This is a genomic window from Pseudomonas sp. F007, assembly GCF_057814275.1.
Genome location: NZ_JBVATA010000008.1, coordinates 111,098 through 130,834, shown reverse-complemented (window position 1 = coordinate 130,834; position 19,737 = coordinate 111,098). Strand labels below are relative to the sequence as shown.

General features: G+C 60.5%; 15 protein-coding genes. 3 read left to right on the top strand and 12 right to left on the bottom strand.

Annotated features, from left to right (window positions below; genetic code table 11):
- Positions 1 to 8: 8 nt before the first annotated feature.
- The gene (locus ACZYR5_RS20760; protein WP_489091316.1) at positions 9 to 893 is read right to left on the bottom strand and encodes a LysR family transcriptional regulator; all 885 of its coding nucleotides are present in this window, start codon (positions 891 to 893) and stop codon (positions 9 to 11) included.
- Between the two features lie 159 nt (positions 894 to 1,052).
- Here ACZYR5_RS20760 and ACZYR5_RS20755 point away from each other — a divergent pair, with 159 nt between their 5' ends.
- The 3 genes from ACZYR5_RS20755 to ACZYR5_RS20745 all read left to right on the top strand — a co-directional run bounded on the left by ACZYR5_RS20755 (position 1,053) and on the right by ACZYR5_RS20745 (position 4,284).
- On the top strand, positions 1,053 to 2,408 hold the full coding sequence (locus ACZYR5_RS20755; protein WP_489091315.1) for an MFS transporter: 1,356 nt from the start codon (positions 1,053 to 1,055) through the stop codon (positions 2,406 to 2,408).
- A gap of 15 nt (positions 2,409 to 2,423) precedes the next feature.
- The gene (locus ACZYR5_RS20750) at positions 2,424 to 2,876 is read left to right on the top strand and encodes a type II 3-dehydroquinate dehydratase (RefSeq protein ID WP_489091314.1); all 453 of its coding nucleotides are present in this window, start codon (positions 2,424 to 2,426) and stop codon (positions 2,874 to 2,876) included.
- 112 nt (positions 2,877 to 2,988) lie between these two features.
- Positions 2,989 to 4,284, top strand: coding sequence for an OprD family porin (locus tag ACZYR5_RS20745; protein WP_489091313.1), 1,296 nt, complete (start codon positions 2,989 to 2,991; stop codon positions 4,282 to 4,284).
- A 9-nt stretch (positions 4,285 to 4,293) separates the two neighbouring features.
- Here ACZYR5_RS20745 and ACZYR5_RS20740 read toward each other — a convergent pair whose 3' ends face one another.
- The 11 genes from ACZYR5_RS20740 to ACZYR5_RS20690 all read right to left on the bottom strand — a co-directional run bounded on the left by ACZYR5_RS20740 (position 4,294) and on the right by ACZYR5_RS20690 (position 19,678).
- Complete coding sequence (locus tag ACZYR5_RS20740) at positions 4,294 to 5,046, bottom strand: hypothetical protein (RefSeq protein WP_489091312.1); 753 nt, start codon at positions 5,044 to 5,046, stop codon at positions 4,294 to 4,296.
- Positions 5,047 to 5,201: 155 nt separating this feature from the next.
- On the bottom strand, positions 5,202 to 8,573 hold the full coding sequence (locus ACZYR5_RS20735) for an ImcF-related family protein (RefSeq protein WP_489091311.1): 3,372 nt from the start codon (positions 8,571 to 8,573) through the stop codon (positions 5,202 to 5,204).
- Complete coding sequence (locus tag ACZYR5_RS20730) at positions 8,560 to 9,696, bottom strand: hypothetical protein (protein ID WP_489091310.1); 1,137 nt, start codon at positions 9,694 to 9,696, stop codon at positions 8,560 to 8,562. Before ACZYR5_RS20730 ends, ACZYR5_RS20735 begins: the two co-directional genes overlap by 14 nt.
- A complete protein-coding gene (locus tag ACZYR5_RS20725; protein WP_489091309.1) occupies positions 9,693 to 9,956 on the bottom strand; it encodes a PAAR domain-containing protein in 264 nt (87 codons plus the stop codon). Before ACZYR5_RS20725 ends, ACZYR5_RS20730 begins: the two co-directional genes overlap by 4 nt.
- Positions 9,956 to 12,289: a T6SS phospholipase effector Tle1-like catalytic domain-containing protein gene (locus tag ACZYR5_RS20720; RefSeq protein ID WP_489091308.1), complete on the bottom strand. Its 2,334-nt coding sequence runs from the start codon at positions 12,287 to 12,289 to the stop codon at positions 9,956 to 9,958. Before ACZYR5_RS20720 ends, ACZYR5_RS20725 begins: the two co-directional genes overlap by 1 nt.
- Positions 12,277 to 12,801 (bottom strand): Tli1a family immunity protein, encoded by a 525-nt coding sequence (tli1a, locus tag ACZYR5_RS20715; RefSeq protein ID WP_489091307.1) that lies wholly within the window; start codon positions 12,799 to 12,801, stop codon positions 12,277 to 12,279. The genes ACZYR5_RS20720 and tli1a overlap by 13 nt, the downstream gene beginning before the upstream one ends.
- 82 nt (positions 12,802 to 12,883) lie before the next feature.
- A complete protein-coding gene (locus ACZYR5_RS20710) occupies positions 12,884 to 13,171 on the bottom strand; it encodes a hypothetical protein (protein WP_489091306.1) in 288 nt (95 codons plus the stop codon).
- A gap of 68 nt (positions 13,172 to 13,239) precedes the next feature.
- On the bottom strand, positions 13,240 to 13,992 hold the full coding sequence (gene tla1 / locus ACZYR5_RS20705; RefSeq protein ID WP_489091305.1) for a toxin Tle1 chaperone Tla1: 753 nt from the start codon (positions 13,990 to 13,992) through the stop codon (positions 13,240 to 13,242).
- A 10-nt stretch (positions 13,993 to 14,002) separates the two neighbouring features.
- Positions 14,003 to 16,384 (bottom strand): type VI secretion system Vgr family protein, encoded by a 2,382-nt coding sequence (locus ACZYR5_RS20700; protein WP_489091304.1) that lies wholly within the window; start codon positions 16,382 to 16,384, stop codon positions 14,003 to 14,005.
- Positions 16,385 to 16,964: 580 nt separating this feature from the next.
- Complete coding sequence (locus tag ACZYR5_RS20695) at positions 16,965 to 18,836, bottom strand: DUF5666 domain-containing protein (RefSeq protein ID WP_489091303.1); 1,872 nt, start codon at positions 18,834 to 18,836, stop codon at positions 16,965 to 16,967.
- A complete protein-coding gene (locus ACZYR5_RS20690; protein ID WP_489091302.1) occupies positions 18,836 to 19,678 on the bottom strand; it encodes a DUF6502 family protein in 843 nt (280 codons plus the stop codon). The genes ACZYR5_RS20695 and ACZYR5_RS20690 overlap by 1 nt, the downstream gene beginning before the upstream one ends.
- Positions 19,679 to 19,737 lie beyond the last annotated feature (59 nt).

Here is a 19,737-nt window from a genome sequence, read left to right as displayed (position 1 = left end):
CCCCCTTCTCAGCCCCAGCCATGTGCCTCTTCGATAAAGTGCAAGACCGCACTGGAACGCTCATCGATTCGCGAAATCAGCGACAGCTCACTGACCATTTCTTCCTGCGCCAGCGGCACAATGCGGATTCCGGGCATGCTCAGGCGGGTCATGGTTTCCGGCACGATGCTCAGCCCGATGCCTGCTGCGACCAGCCCGGGAATACTCATCAGCGACGGCACGTACATGATGTTCTTCGGGTGCAATTGATTCTGGCGGCACGCCTGCAGCGTGTGTGAGGTCAAGCCGATACCTGCGGTGTCCTGGAGAAACACGAATTTTTCGTGGCGCAGCTGCGCCAACTCGCCGTTGAAGCCCTGTGCCAGCTCGTGGTTGTCCGGGATCAGCAAGACCATCCTGGACTGGCTGAAATGATGGGTGCGCAAGCGATCAGGCAAATGGTCCTTGAACACCCTGGCGAACGCCAGGTCGAGTTTATGTTCGAGCAACATGTCGAACTGTGCACGGATTCCGGCGTCCACCAGCGACACCTTGACCTCGGGAAACGTGCTGAAGTAATGCCGCAACAGTTGCGGCAAATTGGCCTCGAACAACGCCGAGTGATAACCGATGTTGATCTCGCCCACCTCACCCCGCCGGGCACGCCGGGCAGCGGCCATGGCCAGTTCGCTGGACTCGATGGCCTGCCGCGCGTGCGGCAGGAACGCCTCACCGGCGGCGGTCAGTACCACCCCACGGTTCTCCCGGCGAAACAGCGGCAACCCCAGCTCGGATTCCAGGGTGCGCATCAATTGGCTCAGGGCCGGCTGCGCGATGCCCAACTGCTCGGCAGCCCGGCTGAAATGCTGCAGATCAGCGGCAATGACGAAGGCTTTGAGGTGACGCAGTTCCATGGCACTTCCTGACCCATAAGGCTGGCTTATCTATTTATCGGGATTTCGATAATTATTCTGCAAGCAGTATCGGTTAACGTCTACCCACTTCGACGATCCTGCCAATGGGCGGGGTCGTAAGGGTCATCAACAACCATAAAAACAACGACGAGCACCTCTATGAGCACGACCAGTAACGAGACTCATGATTTGCGTATGCCGCGCAAAGCCGTGACTGCCGCGACCATCGGCACGGCCCTGGAATGGTTTGACTTCACCCTGTACGGCGCCGTATCGGCGACCATTCTGCCCAAGTTGTTTTTCCCGGCCATGGAACCGACAGCCGGCCTGCTCGCCTCGCTGGCAACCTTCGGCGTTGGCCTGGCGGCGCGGCCATTGGGCGCTATCACCTGCGGTTACCTGGGCGACAAACTGGGACGGCGCAACCTGATGCTGGCCACGGTAACCATGATGGGCCTGGCGTCGGTGATGATGGGCTTGCTGCCCACCTACGGGCAGATCGGCATCTGGGCACCGATCCTGCTGGTGCTGCTGCGGATCATCCAGGGTTTTGCCCTGGGCGGTGAATCGACGGGCGCCCAACTGATGGCCCTGGAGCACGCATCGCCCGAACGTCGCGGACGTTACTCAGGCTTGCTCGGCCTGTGCTCGCCCCTTAGCCAGATATTGGCCAACGCCGTGCTGATGGGCCTCGCCGCGACGCTCTCAACCGAACAATTCGAAAGTTACGGCTGGCGAATCCCCTTCGTGCTGAGTTTCGTGCTGGTCGTGGTTGCCATCTTCATACGCCTCAAGGTCGATGAAACTCCCGCCTTCGTGGCCCTGAAAAAGACCCCGGTCAAACAGGAAAAAAGCCCGCTCAAATCCGCACTCGGCGGGCATTACAAGACCATCCTGCGCTTGATGCTGTTCTTCTGCTCGCCGGCAGCGCTGTTCTACCTGATCGTGATCTTCTCCCTGAGCTACCTGACCAAGCACCTGGGCATGAGCCAGTCGATGGGTTTCATGTCGCTGATGGTGGCCAACGTCTGCGCGATTTTCGGCGCATTGGCCGGCGGTTACCTGTCGGATCGCTGGGGACGCAAGAAAGCACTGGCGCTGGGTTCGTGCATGACGCTGCTGATCCTGTTCGTCTATTTCCCGATCCTCAACACACAAAACGTTGCCGCGATCATGGCCATCATGGGGCTGTTCCTTGGCTTCACCCAATTCCAGAGCGGCATCCAGCCGGTGGCCTTTGCCGAGGCATTTCCGACCCAGGTGCGTTACTCCGGTTCGGCCCTGGCCTACACCGGCGCCAACCTGGTGATCGGCGGCCCAATGCCAATGATCGCGGTCTGGCTGATGAGCCAATCGGGCAACTCACCCTGGCCACTGGTGACCCTGTGCGCCGTGATCAACCTGATCTCGCTGGCGATGATCGTCATCGGTCCGGAGACCAAGGGCATCGATCTCAATGCCGTCGCCGCCACCGACGCGGTCGACACCTCCACCACCGCCCTCTATTCCAAATAACCCGGCAGAACCCCCATGAACCGCACCGTCTTCATCCTCAACGGCCCCAACCTGAACCTGCTCGGCCGCCGTGAGCCACACATCTATGGGCACACCACCCTTGAGCAGATTCGCCAGCGCAGCGAAGCGCTGGCCGATGAACTGGGGCTGGCTTGCGAATTTCGCCAGACCAACCACGAAGGCGTGATGGTCGACTGGCTCCAGGAAGCGTTCGAGCAGGGGGCCGCCGTGATCATCAACCCGGCCGGTTTGTCGTTCCACTCGATACCGGTGCTCGATGCGCTGAAATTGATCGATGCGCCGCTGATCGAACTGCACCTGTCGAACATCCATGCCCGCGACGAACTGCATCGCCACTCGATCATGTCCGGGGTGGTCAACGCGGTCATCTGTGGCATGGGCGCCGATGGCTATCCCCTGGCAATCCGCGCCATCGATGACTTGCTGCGTCGCCAACAGCTGAACTGACCCCTCGTTCAACGTCTACGGCACCGGTTGCCAGGACCGCCTGCGCCCGAGATTCGGGTGCGGGGCGGCACAACTCGCGAAAAAAACAAGAATTCACTACGAGAGAATCACCATGCGCCACTCTGCATTGCACCGTCCTGCGCTTGCCCCGCACGCCCTTCTCGGCCTGGCCCTGGCCATCAGCACCGGTTCGGCGACCATTGCCCAGGCCGATGAGAACAGCGGTTTTATCCAGGGCACGACTGCCAACCTTAATCTGCGCAACGCCTATATCAATCGCAACTTCGTCAACCCGGCCTACCCCAACAGCGCCGCGCCGCAGAACGAGGCCGAGGAATGGACGCAGAACTTCATCCTTGATGTCCGCTCCGGCTACACCGGCGGCACGGTAGGCTTTGGCGTCGATGCGCTGGGGCTCTACTCGCAGAAACTCGACGGCGGCAAAGGCACGGCGGGCACCCAACTGCTGCCGATCCATGATGACGGGCGTCCGGCGGACAACTACGGGCGGCTGGGGGTGGCCGGCAAGGTCAAGGTCTCGAACACCGTGGTCAAGGTCGGCGAGTGGGTCAGCAGCCTGCCAATCCTGCGCTCGGATGACGGCCGTTCGTTGCCGCAGACCTTCCGGGGCGCACAGGTGACGTCCCAGGAAATCGGCGGGCTGACCCTGTACGGCGGGCAAATCCGCCAGAACAGCCCGCGCAACGATGCCAGCATGGAAGACATGTCGATGAACGGCAAGGCGGCCTTCACCTCCGACCGCTTCAACTTCGGCGGTGGCGAATACAGCTTCAACGACAAACGCACCACCGTGGGCCTCTGGTACGACGAACTCAAGGACATCTATCAGCAGCAATATTTCAGCCTGAGCCACAGCCAGCCGGCAGGCGACTGGACACTGGGCGCCAACCTCGGCTTTTTCACCGGCAGGGAAAACGGTGCCAGCCTGGCCGGCGACCTCGACAACAAGACCGCGTTCGGCCTGCTCTCGGCGAAACTGGGCGGCAACACCTTCTACGTTGGCCTGCAAAAACTCACCGGCGACAGCGCCTGGATGCGCGTCAATGGGGCCAGTGGCGGGACCCTGGCCAACGACAGCTTCAACTCCAGCTACGACAACCCGCAGGAGCGCTCCTGGCAGGTCCGGCATGACTTCAATTTTGTCGCGGTCGGCCTTCCCGGCCTGACCATGATGAACCGCTACCTGAGCGGCGATAACGTCCACACGGGCGCCATCACCGACGGCAAGGAGTGGGGGCGTGAATCGGAACTGGCCTACGTGGTGCAGTCCGGCGCGCTGCAAAATCTCAGCGTCAAATGGCGAAATTCGAGCATCCGCAAAAGCTTCAGCAGCAACGAATTCGACGAGAACCGGCTGTTCATCAGCTACCCGATGTCGTTGCTGTAACGGGTCCACTCAAAAGGTGTGATACAGCACCATCCCGCCCTCGCCGTCCGGGCTCGCGTCGGAGTAACCCTTGACCGCATACAGCTGGATTTTCCATTCCTGGTTGAGCTTGTGGGTAACGAACAGCGTCAGTTCCTGGATTTGCGAGCCGGTGGAGACGACTTTCTGTCGCCAATCGTAGGAAGCGCCCGCCGTGGTGCGGGCGGCCACGGGGACGGCGAAGCCGATGCTGGTGTAGAACGGGTCGTCGAAATCAGTGTCGGGTGGATCACCGAACTTTTTCCAACCGAGGGTGGCGAAACCGGTGACCGGACCGAAGGCTTTGGCGAGGTCGATCTGGGCGCTGTAGTCGGTTTCCCCGGTACCCAGGCATTGATCTTCGTCCGCGGTAGGAAACTTGACCTTGCCGATCAGATCCACCAACACGCCACCGCCGTCGCTGCCATCGAGCAAGGCGTAACCGGCGCTGGCGACCGTATCGCCCATGCCGCTTTCCACGTCGTGACAGCCGCCCGGCAATGGATCACCATTGGGGCCGACTTCAGGGTTGGTGATACGCAGCCAGGGCACCGTGACCTTGTAAGTCATCGGCCCGGTTTCATACTTGCCGATAACGGGCACGTACCAGATTTCGGAGGTGGTGCCGGTGCCGTAGTCACCGCTCGAATAATCGAGGCCGACTGCAGCGCTGAAGGTATCGGCCAATGCCGGCACGGCGGTACCGGCAATCAAGCTGGCCAGCAGGGTAAGCACAGGTCTCATCTTCACCTCAGGGTCCGGGAGAGAAGTGTGATCGAATGTACCTAGCCTAGTTGCAAATTCTGCGGGTGCTGCACAGTACGCTACACCACGTCGTTTTTGGCATCGCTCGCGAGCCCCTCGGTGCAGATTCCGCGCCAATGCCGGCCCCTCCTCACTCAACCGGACTTCTTTTTCCGGACCACTGGTTTGGGCTTCGCCTCCTCCTGCAAAAACACCTCAGTCGGCAACGTGAAGCCCCGCAACTTGAGCAACTCCAACGGCCCGGTCCCCAATTCGGTGCGCAAATTCCAGGTCAGCTCCAGGTTGTCGGGCGCTTTGATCTGCACGCGCATCTGGCTGTCGCTGTCGTTCAACGGGGTGATGCGTGCATGCTCCAGCAGGCGGATCAGGCCCCAGGTGCCTTCGTAGTCAGCGAACAAGCGTTCGCCGGTGTAGACGCTGGTCCACAGCAGGCGGCTGCCGGGGTGGCTGCTGGTGCCGGGCCAGGTGAAGCGCTGCCAGCGTTCGCGCTGGTTGAAGTAGTGGTGTTTTTCACCGTTGAGGATGAAGGTGGTGTCGACGATGTCGCGCACGCCTTTGCCGCGCAGCTCGAAACTCAGGCCCAGGCCGCCGTCGGTGAAGAGCACGTCGGCGAGTTGGCTGAGCTGGTTGATCGCGGTGAGAAACTGCGGGTTGAAACGCAGGCCCTGGCTGTGGCGGGTGTCGGCGACCCAGCGCTGGCCTTCCTTGCGCAGCACGCCGCCCAACTGTTGTTGGAGAAATTGCTCGAGGCGTCCGGAGTCGGCGCGGATCATTTGCCCGAGCATCGGCAGCGAGGCGTCGCTGGTGGTGGCGGCAAACGGGTAGCGACCGGCGAACGCGGCGTGCCATTCGTTGACGATCGAGCGTTGCCACTGGCTGTTGAGGCCGGCGGCCGAGGGTTGCAGGACTCGCTGCCAGGCTTGTTCCAGCGGCTGCACGAATAGGGTCTGGCCGATGCCGTCCCACTCGGCGCCGAGGCTGGCGGCAAGGAGGCTGCCGTAGGACTGGGTGTCGGTGAGGTCGATGTTCTGGCCCTGGAACACGCTTTGCGCCAGCACCTGGGTCATTTCCTGCGGGTTGGTCGCGTTGCTGACTTGCTGCAGTTTCAGGCGTACCCGGGTGACGCGATTGAGGAAGGCGGCGAGGCTCAGGCGGTCGGCGTTTTCGCTTTCTTTGCCGATCAAGGCCAGCAACGGGCCGAAGGTTTTGTCCAGGGGGCTGGTCGCTCCGGGTAGCTGTTGATCGATGGCTGCCACCGCATCCTGGGCGATGAGTTTTTGCGCCGACTTGACCAGCGATTCACTGAACGCCGGACCACGGGCACCGGCCTGGCCCTGATAGGCCAAGGTGTTCATCAACGCAATCAGCGGCGACTGGCGGGCGTCGCTCATCAGCGCCAACTGGTCGATCACCTCGCCCAGGCTTTTCACTTCTCGCCAGCGCAGGCCGTTGAGGAAGTCCAGCCAGGCGTTGGCGTAGTCCTGGAAATAGCGCTCGGTGAGGCGCTGGCGCAGTTGCTCGGGGGTCAGCTCGGCGGCGATTTCGTGATGCTGGTCGCTGAGCACCCAGTCGATTTCCTCGCGGCGCTGCTCGGCGATCTTATCGATGGCCTGGCGCACCTGACCTTCCCAGGCCTGACGGGTGAAGACCCCAGGCACTTCCGCGCGGCTGGAGAACAGCGCCGAAGCGTCGGTGTCGCCGACCATCTGTGCCAGGCGCAGGGCCGGCGCCTGGGTGGCGGCATCGGCCAGGACTTTTTCATAGAGGCTGGCTTCGGCGTTGCGCTGGCCGAGTTGGCTGAGCAGCACTTGCCGGGTTTGAGCGACCAGCTTCGGATCGGCTTCGATGCGCCAGTCTGGGTGACTCGGCAGTTGTTCGGCGTAGAACTTCCAGAGCTCGGGGGTGAGTGCTTGCCAGAGGCCGGTCGAGATTCCTTCGCGCTCGGTTTCAGTTTCTTTGAGGGTTTTGGCGAGGAAGGCGCTGTCGACCTTGTCCGGGCGCGCCAGCATCAGGTAGGCCTTGAGCTGATCGTAGGCCTGGGCCGACAGTTGGGTGCGTAACGGGCTGTCAGCCGGTAGTTTGATCAGGCGGTTCAGCGCGGCTTGCAGATTGGCCGCTGCAGGGTCGCGCAACAGCCGTTGATTGGCCTCGACGTAACGCGGCCAGAGGGCGTTGAGCAAGGCGTCGTTCTGGTTCAGGCCGAAACGCTGATACCAGGGTGTGCCGTGGGTGGCGCGGTAGTCCAGGCGGTCGAGTTCGCGGGTCAGTTCGGAAAAGGCGCGAAGCTGTGGGTCGCCCTGCTCCGCCGTTTGCAGGGTCGCGAGGGTGTTTTGCAGGTGGGCGATCTGTGTGCGGTTGCTGGTAAATGAGAGCAGCATGCCGACGCCCCAGACCAGCGCGACCCCCAAGGCCAACCGATAAGCCATCCGCGTTGCTGGCCAACCGAGACGGCGACTACGCCGTCTTTGCCCATCCAAAACCCCGGACCAGGCCGGCTCATGGGGCCAGTGATTGTCATCGGTTTTCTTGCCGCCGGGCAGCGGCAGGCTGAACCACAAGCCGCGCAACGAAACGCTGGCGGCGTACCGGCCGAACAACGGCGCCAGGGCCTGGCGCCAACGGGCAATGCCTTCGACCTTCAAGTCCCGCGACAGGCGCAGGAGGAAGTCGTGATCAGTACCCTTGGCCAGCGCCATCCAGCCTTCCTGGCGCAACGGCTGGATCAGGGGCTGCAACGCATCTTCCAGGGCTTGTGCGCTGGTTTTTTCCGCCAGCGCACAGCCCACAGGTTGGGTCAGCGGCGATTGTTTTGGGCGCAGACTGTCGCAGACCTGCCAGATATGCAGCGGCAGCGACCAGCCCACCGTGTGAGCCAACTCGCTCAAGCGCGCCACGCCATGACTGAGGGTCTGTTGTTCCAGGCTTTGCGCGGGTGTCAGGGCCCAGATCACCCCGTCCAGAGCCCGCCGGCGGGTTAGCTGTTGGCACAGTTCGGTGACCGAGGGGGTGAGTGGTACTTGTACGCTGCCGCCCCACAGCAGCACGTTGTACTCGCCATGCAGCCAGTGGTCCTGGGACAGGTGCGGGGCGATGGCCTGGATTTGCTCGGGTTCGCCGATGACCAGGTACAGGCGGATTTTTCGGCGCCAGCGGGGGCCGTGGTAGAAGCGCAGGTCTTCGATCATCTTGGGCAGCCACAAGTTATCTGCCACGCGCCGAGTCAACGGTGACGTCGCTGTCTCGAGCGCTTTCACGGCACGTTCCGCCTGTCTGTGGGCCAGGCGATCCCAGGCAATGACAATCACCGGGCATAACCACCCCAGCGCAAACCAGCCACCCACTCCCCACTGCGCCAGCTCTTTGAGCGACAGTGATGACCAGCCGAAATACTCGCTGAACAAGCCATACAACAGACAACCCAGCAGGGCCAGCAGTGCCGCAATCAGCAGGTAACCCGCTGCAACTCGCAGCAGGGAGCCTTGGGAATTTTCTTTAATTGTTGTCATGAGGCGTTGCCACTCCGATAGCCAATCGCTGTTCTCCATCACCGCTCAGCCAACCGCAGGGCTGACCGCTCTCTTGTGTCTGCAACAGCGCCAGGGACATACCAATGAACGGCGCGACAGCACCCAGCGCCCCCCAATGCCCTGACAGTTGATGCTCGCCAGTTGCCCATTTTCCTTCGACAAAGGCAGCCTGACTGGTCTGGTCCATAGCCAGGCTGGTTGCCGGCGGCGCATCGAGGCCGGCGTAGCGCTGGATCTGTTGACATAGTTCGACCGGTGTAGCCTCAGCCCCGCTCGGCAGGTACTCGCCTCGGTGCAGCCGTTGCTGCCCCTGCCAACTCACCAGCCAGACAAAACCTGCTTCGCCGGGTAAATGTGGTGCTGCCGCTTGAGCCACCGACAACACTCCGGCACAAAGCAGCCAATCGTCCGGTTCGCGACAGTCAAGATGAAAGGCGTCAATCAAGCGATCCAGATCAGCCAGGTCCTGCAGCGGCAAACGCGGGTCTGCCACGCTGACGTTTCCTTGGGACAAAGCGTCGATAAAGGCCGTTTGCCCGCCTTCATCTCCCAGCCAGGCGAGACCGCGCGCCATGGGTCGCGGTTCGCGCATCTGCGGCAACGTCAGCACCAGGCGCGCCAGATGACGGGCCAGCGCCTGGGTACGTTGTCCATGCGCACCCAATGCAACTGGACAGCGCAACATGGGCTGCGTCGCGCCCTTGGGCGCGGTTGCCGAGGGCTCCGGCGTTTGCTGCATCAAGCCCTGATAATGAATTTGCGTATCACCCACAGGCCCCAGCAACAGCACCTGCTGCACGGGTAAACCTCGGCTGCGCTGCGCCCACCAACGCTGGCTGGCGGCGTATGCGGTGCGCCGGTAAGCATCGCGTTGCAACAGGCCGATCTGCCAGACCAAAACCCGCAACGCCAGTACCAGCGCCAGGCACAACGGCAGCAGCGCACTCCACACGCCGAACTCAAACCATGAGTGCCCTTCAGGCATGAATAGCCAAAGCAACGCCAGTTGCACTGCCCAGGCCGACACCAGCGCCTGACACCAACGGCGCCAACGCGGTTCGCCCGGATCATCAGGGTCGAGAAACGGCGGAGGCTGGTTCATGGGGTCACCGCCATCAACGAACTCGCCAACGAACTGATCAACCGGCAACCACAGTCACAGCGATGCCCGTGCAACGCCACGGCCTTGCCATTCATGGTGGACATTGATGCCCCCTGGCTGACGTAGGTCCTGCCGTGCAACAGGCAGTGGACTTGATCACCAACACAGGCCACCGGTTTGCCGAACGCCTCGAACTGCCCCGTGAGCACTTCACCGCCAAACGGATCCAGCGAGTCACCCACACGCACCAAAGGCAACATCAGACCACCTCCTTGGGCAGTTCGATCAGGTTGCCAGCGGCACGCAACATGGCATTGCTGCGTTCGATGCGCTGGGCGTAGTCCTCCAGGGCAATCTGCTGTTTCAAGCCGCTGGCCACCGCGCCAATGTGGCTTGTGGGGCGCAGCAGTTGCTCGGCTTGCGGCAGGAACGGCAAAAGCGCGCCGCTGGCCTTGTCGACGACCCGGTAGCCAATCGTCGCCGCACTGATACCCGCCACCATGCCGCCGACCCCGTCCAGCATGTTTCCGCGTTTGATGCCGTACACCGTGGCCCCGGCCAGCATGGCAACGCCGAGAACCCGTCCGGCCACCACCACGGGCGACAGGTCGCGACTGTTGTCGTTGCCGAAATAGGTCATGCGGTAGAAAAAATAACCCGCCCACAACTCCCGCGATTTCAGCGCGTCGTGCATGAACCACGCGCGTGAGTCATGCACCTGGTCGTCGAACAACCCCACCAGCAACGCCAGATTCGGATCTCTGACCGGTGTGCCGCGATCATCGCGAAACAACATCCGGGTCCGTTGTTCACCTGCCGCCTTGAGGCTGGCGTGATCTTTGGCCTCGTCGTTGGCATTGATCAGGTAGATCGTGTCGCGCAACAACACATCGGTAATCGTCGCTTTCCAACTGGTCTGTTCGCGATCCAGGCCCAGGTAGTCGCGTTTGAATTCGGCGGCGGCCTGGCTGAGTTGGGTCTTGTCGATCTGCGGTTCATAAATCGGCGGCCCAGGACTGCCCACTGCTGCCTCCGGTGCTTTAAGGCGACTGGCCAGGGCGATTTTTTTCTGCTTCTCGAAGGCCTTTTGGCCCTCGACACCGTCGTAACTGGACACCTCCGTGGCCTGGGTGAAAAACGGCTGAAGCTTGTAGCTGTCGTTGGCGTAACGACCAATGCGCCAGCCGGTGATCCAGCCGAGTTGATCGGCCAGGGTTTCTTCGACTGTGGTGTTGAGGGGGTGGGGTTTGTATTCCCAGGCGCGGGTGGTGGGTGGTTCGGTGGAAATACCGGGGAAGGTGTGGCGCCAGGCGTTGAAGCGTTCGATGAGCGTTTCACTCAGTCCAAACTCTCTTTCAGTGGCAGGACCCATGGCACGCCAGGCTTTATCGAGCATCAGTCTTTGTGACAGCACAGCTTCAGGCACTTGCAGCGGTGCCCCTGCTGCAAAGGCCTCGGCGTACATATCGTGCAGAACAATCTGCGACAGCAGCTCATTGGTCCCGCCGCGCGCCTTGCCCTGATCATTTTGCGGATAACCCCCGCCCACATCGGAATGCACGCCGGGGTACACCACTTCATAACTATCCGGTGGGTAGTGACCGTCTTCATCGCGAATCGAATCCAGGGGAAAACACGCACGCTGTTCAAAACTGGCGACAAAGTGTCGGCAGCATTTGACGAATTCCGGATAGGTTTTCGCGTCCGGCAGCAGTTGCGTGTCATCGGCCCAGTCCATGTGCCCGGCAAAAAACGGCGCCACGTTGGCGATGCCTACCGATGCCACAGTGTCCAGAATGCCAAGGAACTCGATACTGATCGGCAAGCCGATCAAGGACTGCTGAGGACTTTCAGCGCCTGCAGGAGTTTCGAATAATTGGCTTAGCCAGTTGACGAAAGTGCGCGCTTGCGCGGCGCCGCGCGAGAAGCCGTAGACGAACAGTTTGACGCCCAGCACTCTGGGTCTGGCGAGGTCTACGCGGGCTTGCAAGGGTTTGAGCAGTTCCATCATGACGCTGCGGCGTTTGCTGGCGCCCATCATGCTCATCAGGGGTGCTTTCCAGGTGCTCATGGCTTGGACTTTTGCTTTAGCAACGAGCCTATCGATTTCCATCTTATTGTTTAGTGAAAATGACAACGCGCTGGCTACTTGGATCAATGCCCAATTAATACGATCTTCGCCACCCGTGGCGTACCTCAACCCTTCTTCGCTGTAGTCAAACTCGCCAATCTCGGGAAACGCAGTGCCAACTCCCGGCATGTAATAGGAAAAATAACCACGAGCTTTGGCCGCTTCATCTTGAATCGATGCGTGATAAAGCTTTGCGATATTACTCGGATGAAGCTTATCAGTATCGTTACGCTCATTGTTGTTGGTCCCATCAAAAAACAGACTGACGTGCAAGCTGTGACAGCAATCAAGCCGTTGTGTCTGCCCCCTAGAATTCTTACCCTGCCTGAAGCGACTCTGTTCCGCCTCCTGCTTTTCAAAGTTGATGCTAACCGTCGAAACTTCTCTAGGCAATCGTCCAGCGACAGGAAATGCTGGTGGCACCCAAGCTTTATCGTTAGAATTACTTTTCACTTCGGACATACAGATGGCTCCTCCATATTTCTAAGTTCCTTGATAGGGTTATGCGGCGATCCATAGCCCCAGCAAGAGGTTGTGACTTTGATCTGGTTGCAAACTAAAAAATGCACTTTCAACCCGCAAGATTCAGTCCCTTGCCATTCCGGAATTTCAACTGTCTTGCTATGGCGCTGAAAGTTTGCCTCGTGCTTTGCCCATGCCTCATCGTCAAACCCAAAACCTGAGGATTTGCGCTTTATTTTTGCAAAGGGTTCGGGGTCAACCTCCCACTCAATATCTACCTTCAAGCCGGGACGCCACTTAACCGGCATCACAACGCAACATGAGCTTCCACCACCACCATGAGCTCTATATCCATTTACAGAAAACCAGTTAATGGCATGAACCGTGTGATTGACTGCCTGAATAGTCCCGCCCGCCATCCCATTATCCGCAGTACCACACCCAATCAACGCTGACAACGCGCCCCCCAACGACCATTTAAATATCGGACCACTCCTATTCTTCAGACTCATCAACAACTCCCTTCACTCAATCAAAAACACACAACCCCACCGAAAAGTAACCTTCTCAAAAACAACAATTGATCAAAGCAATCTAATAAGCATCGCCATATAGCAGCAGCGTATCAAAAGCAAAATCCACGGGAATGCTAAGAATCACGAAAACTGGACAAATAATAGTCAAATAACAAATGTCAGGGGTATAGTCGTAAGCTTTTTTAGTTTGCAAGGTCAGTAAGCGCCAGTCAGATTTGACGGCAGGATAAAATCTATCGTCGCCGTAACGTGCTTCAGACAAACCCACTCGCTCACTCAGCGTCCCGCAAGCGACCAAATTAAAACAACCAACCAAAAGCAAAAAAATCATCACACGCTTAAGCATATTCATCTCCCTTTATTATTTAATGAACCGCAGAGACAAATAGCGCTCCGAGGCTCACTCGAGAACGCTCACAACATCCGCTTTATATACTCACTCAAATCACCAAAGTAATTTTCCCGACTCGCTTGTACGACCCACTCATACAACAACGTAAATCGCCGTTCGATGTTCTCGTCCAACGCATCGAATCTGTCACTCTCCAGTAGCTCCTGAGCGCTAGAAATACATCCGATCAGCTCACACTGCTCATCGTTAAGTTCTTGCACAGTCGGCAAACCATTGCCCTGCCCAGCCGGATAAGTTCCGGTCAACCACTGCGCCTGGTGATCACGATCAAGCCATCCCCAATAGGAGACAAGTTGCAGATAACATGCACGCTGTTCATCGCTGAGGATCGAGCCCATTAACACTGGAAAGATGCGCGGGTCGTAAAAGCGCAACAAACAACTTTGTCCGCCCCACTGCACCTGCGACAGGGTTTGCAAGGCGTGGCTCAATACTTCGAACGAAAGGGGCGAAATCACCACTAATATTCGGGCGTCGGTTGCACAGTGTTCCAGCAGTTCTTCCAGCCAGGCCTTGTGTTGCCAGTGGGTCAGCGTGAGGCGCATCAGCAGCGGCGCCTGGTCCAGCAGGTTTTCCTCGGGCATGCCGCTGAACAAGGAGAACCACGGAGCCTCGGGTTGCATGTGCCGCAGAGCCGGCACGGCGCAGTTGTCCCATGCGGTTTGATCGAGCAGCAGATCCACATGTTGGATATCGACGATGGCACAGACCTCTTCGATCTGTCGTAGCCACTGGGTCGGGATGGTCATTGGCATTGCTCCTTTATCAACCTTCGCGCCTGAGCACGCCGGCGGCCTGCGCCCGCGCCACTTCCAGGCATTCCTTGCACACCGACTTCGGTAATTCCGGCAGCGCAAAACTCTGCCCGGCGGGCATTTCCCAGACGTGCTGGCCCTTGAGATTGAGCTTGCCGGGGCTATGGATATCGATGGCGCCACTGGGGGTGATGCGAATGAATCCGCCGCCACACCCCAACGTGATCCCATTCTTCGCCGTCACCTGCACCTGCCCCTGCGCCGACTGCAGGGTGAGGTCCTGCTGGGCGATCAGGTCCAGCAGGTCGCCGTGGGATTCGATTTGCAGCGGGCCCTTGCCCGATACCAGGCGCATGCCCTCCTGCTGGGCCAACAGCGACATGCCCTGGTTGGCGTGGATCGACAGGCGTTGCGCGGCGGCGAGGTTGATGTCGTCGGCGCTTTGCACGTAGAGCGCGTCGCCGCTTTTCAACAGTAGGCTGGCCGGAGTCACCGCGCCGATGCCCTTGGGCGCGCTGAGCAGGATGGCCGCGCCGTGCAGGTCTTTGGCGTCCGTCTGCAGTTGCTGTAATCCGCCCATGTCGGGCGGCTGACTGTGATGGGCCTGGGCGACTTCCTGGCAGTTGGCGATTTGCTGGCGTGCGCTTTGGATCGCGTCGGTTGCCGGCGCCATGCTCAGCACATCGCCGATGGCCTTGGTCTGTTTATCGGCGCTGATGAGCACGCCTTTTCCTGCGCGAATGACGCCCCAGTCATCGGTCCGGAGCTCAACCCCCTCCCCGCGCTTCTGCTTCTTGGCATCCACCAAATGCCCCAGATTCAGCTGGCTCTTGCCGCCATACTCCGTACTGAGCTTGACGTGCTCCTGCCCGCGGTTGTCTTCCATGCGTAGCTTGTTGTTCGCCGGCGTACGCAAGACATTGCGGGTGTGATCCCGGCGTCTGTCGGTAACCAGATCGGGACGTTCGCTGTCGTGCAGGGCGTGGGCGATGTACGGGCGATCCGGGTCGCCCTCTTCGAAGGCGATCGCCACTTCGGTGCCGTCGATCAGCGGCAGGTGCAGGCCGTAGGTGTCGCCGGCGTAGGGTCGGGCCAGGCGCAGCCAGCGGCTTTCGCGGCCCTGGGGCCAGGTGTCGCGGTCGAAGAGGAATTTGACCCGGTAGTAGCCGTGACGGTCCATTTCCGCGTAGGTGTCGCGGGCGACGTTGCTGCTGATGCGCGCGGGAATGGTGCCGGCAATCTTCGGTTTGCTCGGAATCGGGGGGCGGAAACAGATGAAGGCGTCGTAGGGCATCGCGTCGAAGTGGGCGATAAACGCGCTGTTGCGGGCGGCGTGGGTGCGCAGGTGGGTGATCACCACGCGTTTGTTGAAGGCTTGCGGGGCGAGCTCGGACGTCTCCAGCACTTGGCCGGGGGCCAGGCTCAGGCAGTTGCTGGTGCCGCCGAGGCGGGTGCGCTGGTTGAGGTAGCGTTCGTGACGCAGGCGGGCGAAGTGGTAACCGCTTTCCCGGGCCAGACTTTCGAACTGGTAGAGGGTATTGCCGAGTTCGCGGTAGGGCTCGGCGTAGTTGAAGGCCTCGCCGTAGGTGGTCTTGTCGTTGCGCACCTGGTTCACATCGCCATCGAGGTAGGCGCGCGCATCGAGCGGGTTGTAGCTGCGGAACGTGATGTGTTTTTCCACCACCTGGTGGCGGGCCTGCAGGTGCCAGAGGCGGTCCTTGTCGTTGCTCTGGCCCGTCAGGGGGTGATACGGCAGCTTGATGCCGAACTCATAACCCTTCTGCTCATCGTGGAATTCCACCACGTCGCGACGCACGGTCGGATGGCTGGCGATGCGGTACCAGATGCCGACTTCGGCCAGCAGACGATGGATGAAATCCAGGTCGCTTTCGTTGTATTGCATCACCTGTTCGCGGCGCGGGTACTCGTGCACCAGGCGGAATGGGCAGTCGAAATGCTCCATGTCGTGGCGGCTGAGGAGGATGCTTTTGACGATCTCCGGCACCGACTGGTCCTGGTAGATCCGGTACTGCTTGCCGCGTCCGGCCAGGGCCAGGCGCGGTTCCAGGGTCACCGAATAGCGGGTCAGTGTGGTGGACTCGGAGAGGCGCTGGAAGCCGGTGATGATCCCGTACAGGGTGCGTGCGGGCTTGTGTTCGATGACCCGCAAGCCTGAATAACTGTCTTCCGGCGGCCCATACAGGCTGAACCAGGCGTGCTTGTTGAGCACCTCTTCGACGCCGATGTCCCGCGTATCGCTGGTGAATTCGAGGGTGTAGAGAAAGGGCCGGCTGAGGCCTTCTTCGCCGTCGAAGGTGAGGAGGTCGATCTTGGCCTGGAGCCGGTGGATTTCGAGGGTGTGGTTGTGAAAAACGCGGTATTTATCGGACAAAACTCAGACCTCCCTGGACCTTTTCAGTGTCGTGGGAGGACTATTCCTACCCTCGATGAAGCGCAGGAAGGCTTTCATGAAGGGGATAACGGATGGAATCAGACGTTTCGGTTTGGTGTGTAGGATGGGTCTCTGTTTAAGTTTGTATACCGTTCGTGCAGCTAAGGATCTAACGCTGCACTCAGAGGTTAGGGATCAGCCGTAAGGGCGAATCCATAAGCGGCCGTTAACGCAGGAATGGATATGTACACCGTCAGTCAGCCATCGCTGGATGCGGCAGCCCGACAAGCCAGCTCCCACAGATTGAGTTTCTGCAGGGATGGATGTCCACACCGACAGAAAGCCTTCGCTGGCAAGCCAGCTCCTACATTGAGGCGAACGTTTACTGAGCAGTCAGCCATCGCTGCGATGCAGCGGCCCGACAAGCCAGTTCCACAGATTGCGTTTCTGCGGGGATGGATATGTACACCGACAAATAGCCTTCGCGAGCAGGCTCGCTCCCACAGTAGAGCGAGCTAGCATTTCGGCAGGGATGAGGATGTCCAAATGACCCCACGCTGCGCAGCACATCAGGAACATCCTACTTCTCAATCTTTTCCGCTTTTTCAACCTTATCCACCTTTTCCACTTTCTCCGGCCGGTCAACTTTCTCTACCTTCTCCACTGTTTCCGGCCGTTCAATCTTTTCCACTTTTTCTACCTTCTCCGGTCGGTCAACCTTCTCCACCCTCTCGACGGTTTCCGGCCGCTCAATCTTTTCCACCTTTTCTACCTTCTCCGGCCGTTCTACCTTCTCCACCTTTTCCACTTTCTCCGGCCGTTCAATCTTTTCCACCTTTTCGACCTTTTCCGGCCGCTCAACCTTCTCGACCTTTTCCACCTTCTCCGGTCGTTCGACTTTCTCGACCTTCTCTACCTTTTCTACCTTCTCAACCTTTTCCACTTTCTCAACCCGATCAGACGGCCCACTGCGGTCTTCCTTCTCCGGCTGCTCGACTTTCTCGACCTTCTCCGATTTACCCGAGCGGTCGATGGACTCCGACTTGCCGCTACCGCTGTTGTCGATCCGATCGCTCCTGTCGTCGCCACCGCTTCTGCCGCTTCGATCGTCCCGGCCGCTGTTGCTGCCGCTGTCGTCTCGGCTATCGTCACGGCCACTGTCGCTGCGCCGATCACCACTGTCGACGCTGCCGTGTCCGCGCTTGTCGTCGCCCGAAGAACCTGAAGAACCCGATTGATCGCTGCGCTGCTCCAGGTCGTCGTCCGAGCGGTTGTCGCGTCCGCTGTGGCCACGGCTGGAGACCTCGGCACGCTCAGGCTGGAATTCGACACGCGTCGCGCGCACTTCCCGGGCGCCGTTGAAGACCCCGGTGACCCGTACCCGTTGATTGATTTCCAGCGCCGAGGACGGTTCGCCACTGAACAGCGTGCCGCGCTCCAGAGTGACGTTGAAGCCACCGACCACCAGGCGCCGGTCCTGACGCCCTTGCACCAGGCCTTCGATCACCGCCTCGCGGACCCGGCCGGCAAACGGCGTGCTTGGGTCCGGACGGCTTTGCGCCACTTCCAACTGGCGACCGGACCACTGGCCGCGCACCAGCACTTCCTGCGCCGGCGCGACCCGGGTGCCGAGTTTCAAGCCTTGCAGGGTGCCCGTGCGGTCGACCGTACCAATCGCGCTGACCTCCTTGAGGCCCGGCGCCCGCTCGATGCGACTGGCAACCACTTCGCCATTGGCATTGCGCAGCCCGCTGACCCGCACCGGTTCGCCCGGGCGTAGCCCTTCGGCGACCCGCGCGCCGGCCGCCAGGCGCACTGGCTGGCCCATGACGCGCAACGGTTGCGAGGCGTTCGGCAGCCCGGTCAATGGGCCTTCATAGACGTTGAGGATGGCGATGCGTCCAGCCTGCAGCCCGCGCTTGGTGGAGAAGGCTTCCACGGCCACCACCTGACCGATCGCCAGGTGCGCGCTGTCGGCGGCAACGCCGTTCTCGCTCACCGGAACGTCCTTGCCAAAATGCACTTCCATGCCATTGACGCAGATCGAAGCGAAACCGGTGATGGTGCCGACGATGCCGGTACCGCCGATGCCGCCCGGCTGCTGGATCGGCGCGCCCGTGCCGCCAACGCCGCCATTGTCGTGGTAGATCAGCGGGCTATCGACGCCTGCAGCCACCGCGCCCGTGCCGCCGATGCCGCCGGGGCGCTGTTGGGAGGGGGCGCCGGTGCCACCGACGCCACCATTGTCGATGCCCGTGCCGCCGGCGCCTCCCGGTTTGGCGCCGGTGCCACCAATCCCGCCGGGGGCCTGCAGCTGCGACGCGCCGGCCATGCCAATTTCATCGCGACTGACACAGGCCGGCGCTGCCTGCGCCCACGTCGGAATCCCCACGAGCAATGCCAGGCACTGAGCGAGGACAAACAAACGCAGACGACACGCAGAAAAGATCATCAGTCGGCAGCCGGCAAGGAAGTGGGATCGGTAGGCTCAGTGTAGAAATAAAGTCCGATGGTGATGCGCTGAGCTTGATCGATTTTTCCGCAATCGCTGTTTTCAAGATCGGCGGCCATGCTGCTGAAGCCCAGCAGCAGTTGCGATCCCTCGTTGCTCACCGCCTGGCGCAAGGTCTCGACGCTGGCCGGGGACAGGGCGTCATAGTGCACGCTACGTTCGAAGAATGGCCGGCCGTCGGCGCTCACGTTGTGCACCGCGGCATTGGCATGGTCACCGAGGTTGTGCCCCAGATACCCGGCCTTCTCGTCGAAGCCCTTCTGCGGCACGAATGCCTCGGCTTCGAGGTGCACGCAGTCCTGCTCATCGAGGCGCACCACGCCCAGGCGCAACCATTCATCGAGCACCACGCGGGCACGGATATCGGTACTGACTTTCGCCACCAGCGCATCGAAGGAGCAGTCGCCGCCGACGCTGGCCAGCCGTGGCAACGGCAGGGTCTTGCCGGCGCTTTTGCAGAACGGCTTGCTGTTGGCCCAGACACTGACCAGTTGCGCGCCGAGGGTGATGTTTTCAGCAAGTGCCTCAAGTGCCGAGTCGTCGTCCTTGCGCAGGCGCCGCACATCCTTGCGATGGACACCGGTGAGCAGGCTGATCCGGCTGTCGCTCGGTGGCTTGGCATCCAGGCGAAACTCGCGATCCGCCACCTCGACGAAGACCTCCTTGAGCAGGTCGACGAACACCGAAAAGGTCACGCCTTTGCGCAGCATCAGGCGCACCAGGGGACGCATCACCTGGCGCAGGGCCCTGATCAGTGCGGGAGGGAGAGTGGGCGAGTGCATTCAACACATTCCTTGAGAGATACCCCCAGTATAGCGACGCGGGAAAAAATCCCATACGA